Raw genomic sequence first — 7,216 nt, forward strand, 5'->3', positions numbered from 1 at the left:
GGCACTGACGCGGCGGCGCGCGGCGACCGCAGCGGACGGCCTGCCGCGCCATGACACCGACTCCAGCCGGAGCACGGCCCGCTCGTAGACGGGGCTGGGCGAGTTCACCACGATCTTGGCGAAGGAATTGGCCTCCGCCTGGATCCGGTGCACCTGGTCGAGGTAGCCGGGGCCGAGCTCGTAGCCCTGGAAGTCCTTCGGGTACTCCTGCTGCTGGCGCTGCTCGGGGCGGCCACGGGCGATCCGGTCGAGCGTGTCGGCCTTCAGCCACGGCACCGACGCGCTGTCGGCGAGCAGCTGGCGGGCGAGTTCGGGGGAGGGGTTCCAGTGCCGTCCGGGCGCGACGACGAGGGTGCGGCCCGCGGCCTGCGGGCGCTCGGCGGTGATCATCGCGGTCTCGGCCAGGAAGCGCTGCTCGACCAGCGTCTTCCCGCCGGGCGCGCGGCTGTTCTGGTCGAGGATCTCCGAGAGCTTGTCGTCGTAGGTGAGGACGCTGTGCGTCCGGTTGTCGACCTGCGCCGTCGTCACCGCGCTCGGCGTCGCCCCGGTCGGGGACGGGCCGAAGGCGTTGTCGCTGCTCATCAGGATCGGCCCGGTGACCCGGCCGTGCTTGACGAGCTGCCTGAGCGTGCCGGGGCCGGCGACGCCGAGCGGCGGCCAGGCCATCGGGGTGCTCGGCTGCCCGCCCAGCACGTCGGTGGCGGTCTGGGCGTTCTTGTAGGCGAGCGCGACCTGGTTGTTCTGCTTGTTCCGGACGAGGGCGACCACGTCGGGGTCGGCGTAGGGGAGCGCGAAGTACTGGTCGCTCTTCATCGCCTGCTTGAGCGACTTCAGCCAGGCCTCGGCGGCGGAGCTCTTCGGCTTCTTCACCGAGTCGGCGTCCGGCGTGCTCCGGACCTGGTAGGAGCCGCTCGCCATCTGGCGCGCGTCGTCCAGCAAAGCGGGGTCGATCGCCCAGGTCACCGGGGTCTTGGTGGTCGCTGCGGCGGAGACCAGGCCGCCCAGCCTGCCGCCCTTGGCCAGCTGGGCGTTGAGGTCGTCGTCGGTGAACCCGTCCCCGGCGGTGCGGTGCTGCCGGTCGATCAGCGGCCAGACCCAGCCGATCCGCACGGGCTTCACGTCGCCGGGCTTGGGGGCGAAGGTCACGAAGGTGGTGACCCCGGCGACGACCTCCTGCGCGGCGTTCACGACCTCGACGCCGACCGGGTAGACGCCGAAGCGGCGCATGCCGATGTCGGCGGTGTTCGCGCTGAGGGAGAAGGCCTGGGCGCCGTTCGGGACGGCCGCCTTGGCGAGCTGGACGGGCTCGTCGCCCACGCCGACGAGCGCGGACGGCTGCGCGGCCGCGTAGCGCTCCAGCTGGGAGCGGTTGGTGAGGGGGCTGCCGCTGTAGCGCATGCGGATGGTCAGCCCGGGGAGCTGGCGTCCGGTGTGGTTCTCGACCGTGCCGGTGATCTGGACCTTGCCGCGCTTGCCCGAGGCTTCGGCGGCCTTGGGGCTGACGCTCGACAGCGCGAGCGCCACCTTCCCCTGCTGGGCCCGGCCCGGCGCGGCGGCGTCCGGGAGCCCGGCGGAGTCAGGGCTCGCCGGCCCGGCGGCCGTCATCCCGGCGCCGGACGCGATCTTCGCGCCGGTCGCGGGCATCCCGCCGGCCGGCAGGGCGAACGCGCCCGGCGCGGTGCATGCGAGAACGCACGGCACCAGGGCGGTCAGGGCCGCCACCCGTCCCGCCGCTCTCACGCCGCGCCCGCCCGGGAGCCGCCGAGAAGCGGCCGGGCGTCCAGTCTCCGCACCACGCGCTCGATGGTATCCGCGCCCGGCCTCCCGTCCGACCGCCCGGCGCCGCCACGTCAGGGATCGGCGCCGTGCGGCGGCCGGACGCGACCCGCCGGCCCCGACGTGACCGGCGCTCGCGAATGATCAGGACCGCCCGGTGGGCGGGGTGGTCAGGGCGCCTGGCGGGAGGTCTGCGGGGTGTTGCGGAGGGAGGAGGAGCCGGAGGGGCGGGCGGAGCGGGGGCGTCCGGCGGGACGGCCCCGCAGGCCGGGCGGCTCGATGTGCAGGGTGGGGGGCGTCTTGGCGGCGGACGGCGGCAGCAGGTGGCAGGGCTTGGCCGAGGTGAGCGCGCACAGGTCGGCGACCCGGATGCCGAGGGCCGTGGACGGCTCGCCGGTCGGGGTGTAGACGACGTCGTCGGGGGACCGGCTCTCGATGATCCCCTGGTCGATGAGCAGCGGCATCGCGGGCGGCAGCAGCAGCGGCGCGACCAGGCCCGCCGCGTACTCGGTGACGGCGTTGACCGTGTCCGCGCGGGCGGGGCGGACCTGGCGGGCGCCGACCTCGCGCCGGACGGCGTCCGGCAGGGGCTGGCGGCCCGCGCAGACCACGGCCCCGGCCAGGAACCGCTCGGCCCGGTACACGTGCTCGCAGGCGTAGACGCGGGTCACCAGGCACCGCTCCGCCGGGAGGCCGAGCGCCTCGGGCAGCTCGTCGGCGGTCGCGACGCCGAACGGCAGGCGCACGATCTCGTGCCGCGTCTCCCAGCCCAGCAGCGCGCGGTGAATGGTGAGGGCGTCCTTCATCTCCGGCTCCGTCCCGCGGGGTCCACACCCCGCATCCCGGTGGGTGTTCCGTTTCCCCGTGAGCCACTCTGTGAGGGGCTTCCCCACATACCCGTCCATTCGGCCCCGATGCGCGGCGTCGCACCCCGGACGTCCGCATTACCGCGCGGCCGCGGCCCTTTTCCCGGCATGGCCGTCCGCCTGCGCGTCCGGGCGGGATCCACTCCGCTCGGCGCGCCCGAGGCGCGCGGCTCCGTCGCACCCATGCGCCGCGGTCGGCGCGGTACCCGCGGTGGACCGCGCTGCCGGGGTTCCCCGCTACCGTTGTCGTTCATAGGTTCACCGCCGGCCGCGCGGGCGCTCGCGGGGGTGATCAGAACGTAACCCGGCTATCGCGCCATGTATAGAGGCGTGCGGGGTTCGCGGCGGTGAATAGTGCTTTGTCAGCAGTCGACCAAGGACATACGCTCGATGGCCGTGCCTGATCCCAACGCGATCCCGAACGCTCCCGACGCGGGCCGGGCCGCGATCTCCGAGCTGCTGTCCCGGGTCGCCCCGGTGGCCGAGGACCTGGCCGGACGGTTCACCGCCGCCGGGCACGAGCTGGCGCTCGTCGGCGGCCCGGTGCGCGACGCGCTGCTGCGCCGTCCCACCAAGGACGTGGACCTCACCACCGACGCCCCGCCGCAGCGCATCCTGGAGCTGATCGACGGCTGGGCGGACGCCGTCTGGACGATCGGCATCGAGTTCGGCACGGTCGGCCTCCGCAAGGACGGCCACGAGCTGGAGATCACGACCTACCGGTCGGAGACCTACGACCCCAGGTCCCGCAAGCCCGAGGTGTCCTACGGGACGTCCCTGGTGGAGGACCTGCGGCGGCGCGACTTCGCGGTGAACGCGATGGCGGTGAAGCTGCCCGCCTACGAGTTCGTCGACCCGTTCGGCGGCCTGGAGGACCTCGGCCGCGGCCTGCTGCGCACCCCCGGCCTGCCCGAGGACTCCTTCGGCGACGACCCGCTGCGGATGCTGCGCGCCGCCCGGTTCGCCTCCCAGCTGGGTTTCGCGGTCGCCCCCGACGTGGTCGCCGCGATGACCGGGATGGCGTCCCGGATCGAGATCGTGTCGGCCGAGCGCGTCCGGGACGAGCTGTCGAAGCTGCTGTGCGGCGCGCACCCGCGCGAGGGCCTGGCGCTGCTGGTCGACACCGGCCTCGCCGCGCACGTGCTGCCGGAGCTGCCCAAGCTGCGGCTGGAGATCGACGAGCACCACCGGCACAAGGACGTCTACGAGCACTCCCTGATCGTCCTGGAGCAGGCCATCGCGCAGGAGGAGCACGGCCCGGACCTGGTCCTGCGGCTGGCCGCGCTGCTGCACGACATCGGCAAGCCGAAGACCCGCCGGTTCGAGACGGGCGGGCGCGTCTCGTTCCACCACCACGAGGTGGTCGGCGCGAAGATGGCGCGCAAGCGGCTGACCGAGCTGCGCTACCCCAAGGACGTGGTCGGCGAGGTGTCCCGGCTGGTCGAGCTGCACCTGCGGTTCCACGGCTACGGGACGGGCGAGTGGACCGACTCGGCCGTCCGCCGGTACGTCCGGGACGCGGGCCCGCTGCTGTCCCGGCTGCACAAGCTGACCCGGGCCGACTGCACGACCCGCAACCGGCGCAAGGCCGAGCGGCTCCGCCGCACCTACGACGAGCTGGAGGTGCGGATCTCCCGGCTCGCCGAGGAGGAGGAGCTCGCCTCGATCCGGCCCGAGCTGGACGGCAACGAGATCCAGGAGATCCTCGGCATCCGGCCCGGCCCGATCGTCGGGAAGGCCTACAAGCACCTGCTCGAACTGCGCCTCGACCGGGGGCCCGTCGGGAAGGACGCCGCCACCGAGGCCCTGCGCGCCTGGGGGGCCGAGCAGGGCCTCACCCTGCCCGGGACCGCCGAGCCGCCGAACGACGAGCCGGCTGACGACGAGTCGGCGGAGGACGGGCGATGATCGACCTCCAGGTCGGGCGGATGAGCCCGCAGGCCGCCGAGGACCTGGTCGCCTTCGACCGCGAGCACATCTGGCACCCGTACGCGCCGATGCCCGCCGCGACCCCGGCGGTCCCGGTGGTGTCGGCGGCCGGGACGCGGCTCACCCTCGCCGACGGCACCGAGCTGATCGACGGGATGTCGTCCTGGTGGGCGGCGATCCACGGCTACCGGCACCCGAAGCTGGACGCGGCGGTCACCGCGCAGCTCGGGAAGATGGCGCACGTGATGTTCGGCGGGCTCACGCACCCGCCCGCCGTCCGGCTCGCCCGCAAGCTGGTCGACCTCATGCCCGGGCCGCTGACCAAGGTGTTCTTCGCCGACTCCGGCTCGGTCGCGGTCGAGGTCGCGATCAAGATGGCGCTGCAGTACTGGCGGTCGCGGGGACGGCCCGAGCGGCGCCGGCTGCTGACCGTCCGGGGCGGCTACCACGGCGACACCTTCGGCGACATGGCCGTCTGCGACCCCGTCACCGGCATGCACCACCTGTTCGGCGACGTGCTCGCCCAGCACGTGTTCGCGGACGTCCCGCCGCTCGGCTACGACGCCGACCCCGACCCGGACTACCTGGACGGCCTGCGCCGCCTCGCCGCCGAGCACGCCGACGAGATCGCCGGGGTGCTGGCCGAGCCGATCGTGCAGGGCGCGGGCGGGATGCGCTTCTACGCGCCCGAGTACCTCCTCGCGCTCCGCGAGATCGCCGACGAGCTGGGCGTCCCGCTGATCCTGGACGAGATCGCCACCGGCTTCGGCCGCACCGGCGAGATGTGGGGCTGCGACCACGCCGAGGTCGTGCCGGACATCATGTGCGTCGGCAAGGCCCTGACCGGCGGGTACATGACGATGGCCGCGACGCTCTGCACCGACGAGGTGGCCGGGGTGATCAGCGGCGGCGAGGCCGGGGCGCTGATGCACGGCCCCACCTACATGGCGAACCCGCTGGCCGCGTCGGTCGCGTCCGCGTCGATCGACCTGCTGCTCTCCCGCGACTGGCGCACCGAGATCGACACGATCGAGGCCGTCCTGACGGCGGGCCTGGAGCCCGCGCGGGAGCTGCCCGAGGTGGCGGACGTCCGCGTCCTCGGCGGTATCGCGGTGATCGAGATGCGCGAGCCGGTGGACACGGCGACCGTCCAGGACACCGCGATGGCCCACGGGGTCTGGCTGCGCCCGTTCGGGAAGCTGATCTACGCGATGCCGCCGTACGTCTGCACCGAGGACGAGCTGGAGCACATCGCCGACGCCATGTACGCCGCGGCGGCCGAGCCGCGGCCCTGAACGCCCTGCCCGTGAGCGTCCTGCCCGTGAGCGCCGTGCCCGTGAGCGCCGTGACTCCGAGTGCCGTGTCCCTGAGCGACGCGGCCTCGGGTGTCGCACGCGTGAATACAGTGATCGGGTGAGAAGCGGCGAGCTGCGGGGGATCCTGGCGGGACGGTACTTTCGCCGCCTCTATGCCACGCGCCTGGTCTCGCAGCTCACCGACGGCGTCTTCCAGGTCGCGCTCGCCGGGTACGTGTTCTTCTCGCCCGAGCGGCAGGCGTCGGCGGGCGAGGCGGCGGCGGCGTTCGCGATCACGCTGCTGCCGTACTCGGCGCTCGGCCCGTTCGCCGGCGTGTTCCTCGACCGGTGGCGGCGGCGGCAGATCCTGGTGTGGGCGCCGATGCTGCGCGCGGCGGTCGTGCTGGTCGTCGCGGTCATGGTCGCCGTGGACATGGACGGGCCGCCGTTCTTCGTCGGCGGCCTGGTCGTCCTCGGCGTGAACCGGTTCTTCCTGTCGGCGCTGTCGGCGGCGCTTCCGCACGTGGTCCGGCGGGAGCAGCTCGTCACCGCCAACGCGTTCGCCGTGACCTCCGGGACGATCATCGCGTTCGTCGGCGGGGGCCTCGGCTACCTGCTGCGCGCCGTGTTCGGCGCGGGCGCGGAGGGCACCGCGCTGCTGCTGGGCGCCGCCGGCGTGCTGTTCCTGCTCGCCGGGGTGGTAGCGCTGCTGCTGCCCAAGGACATGCTCGGCCCGCACGCGGGCGAGCCGACCGGCGGCGGGACGGCCCGGGAGGTTCTGAACGGCCTGGTGGACGGGGCCCGGCACATCGCGCGGCTGCGTCCGGCCGCGCTGGCGCTCGGCGCGATCTCCTTCCACAGGTTCCTGTACGGCGTCGTGCTGATGCAGACGCTGCTGCTCTGCCGGGGCCACTTCACCGGCGACGCCGAGGACGGCCTGCGCGTCGCGGCGGTGATGCTCGGCGTGTCCGGAGCCGGGTACTTCGCCGCCGCGCTGGTCACCCCGGCGGTCGTGCGGCGGATCAGCAAGCAGGCTTGGATCGCGCTCCTGCTCGCGAGCGGCGGGTTGTGCGTGCTGGTGTTCGGGCTGCCGTTCACCGAGGTGGCGTGGGCCGCGGCGTCGTTCGCGCTGGGCGTGTCGTCGCAGGGCGTGAAGCTGTGCGTCGACACGATCCTCCAGGAGACCGTCGAGGACGCCTACCGGGGCCGGGTCTTCGCGCTCTACGACATGCTCTTCAACGCCGCGTTCGCCGCGTCGGCCGCGCTCGCGGCGAGCTGGCTGCCGGTGAGCGGCGTCTCGTCCGGCACGGTCGCCGGTGTCGCCGCCCTCTACCTGCTGGGGGCGCTGGG

The 7,216-nt window shown here is 73.9% G+C and carries 5 protein-coding genes; 3 read left to right on the plus strand and 2 right to left on the minus strand.

What is annotated here, in order from left to right; all coding sequences use genetic code 11:
* A partial coding sequence (locus tag AB0J52_RS20845) for a DUF6049 family protein (RefSeq protein WP_500183300.1) occupies positions 1-1,722 on the minus strand: 1,722 nt, incomplete at its 3' end.
* Between the two features lie 224 nt (positions 1,723-1,946).
* The gene (locus AB0J52_RS20850) at positions 1,947-2,582 is read right to left on the minus strand and encodes an aminoacyl-tRNA deacylase (RefSeq protein WP_500183301.1); all 636 of its coding nucleotides are present in this window, start codon (positions 2,580-2,582) and stop codon (positions 1,947-1,949) included.
* Between the two features lie 450 nt (positions 2,583-3,032).
* Between AB0J52_RS20850 and AB0J52_RS20855 the strand changes: the two genes are divergently transcribed.
* The 3 genes from AB0J52_RS20855 to AB0J52_RS20865 form a co-directional block, all read left to right on the plus strand.
* Positions 3,033-4,550, plus strand: coding sequence for a CCA tRNA nucleotidyltransferase (locus tag AB0J52_RS20855; protein WP_500183302.1), 1,518 nt, complete (start codon positions 3,033-3,035; stop codon positions 4,548-4,550).
* Positions 4,547-5,866, plus strand: a complete 1,320-nt coding sequence (locus AB0J52_RS20860; RefSeq protein ID WP_500183303.1) for an adenosylmethionine--8-amino-7-oxononanoate transaminase — start codon at positions 4,547-4,549, stop codon at positions 5,864-5,866. Before AB0J52_RS20855 ends, AB0J52_RS20860 begins: the two co-directional genes overlap by 4 nt.
* 118 nt (positions 5,867-5,984) lie before the next feature.
* Positions 5,985-7,216 (plus strand): MFS transporter (locus tag AB0J52_RS20865; RefSeq protein ID WP_500183305.1); only part of this gene is annotated, 1,232 nt, incomplete at its 3' end.

The sequence above is a fragment of the Spirillospora sp. NPDC049652 genome, from assembly GCF_040675125.1.
Lineage (GTDB): Bacteria > Actinomycetota > Actinomycetes > Streptosporangiales > Streptosporangiaceae > Spirillospora.

What these genes read in the sequence shown, in the direction of transcription:
- AB0J52_RS20850 (WP_500183301.1), bottom strand. Translation starts at nt 2,582, where the DNA reads ATGAAGGACGCCCTCACCATTCACCGCGCGCTGCTGGGCTGGGAGACG.
- AB0J52_RS20855 (WP_500183302.1), top strand. Translation starts at nt 3,033, where the DNA reads ATGGCCGTGCCTGATCCCAACGCGATCCCGAACGCTCCCGACGCGGGC.
- AB0J52_RS20860 (WP_500183303.1), top strand. Translation starts at nt 4,547, where the DNA reads ATGATCGACCTCCAGGTCGGGCGGATGAGCCCGCAGGCCGCCGAGGAC.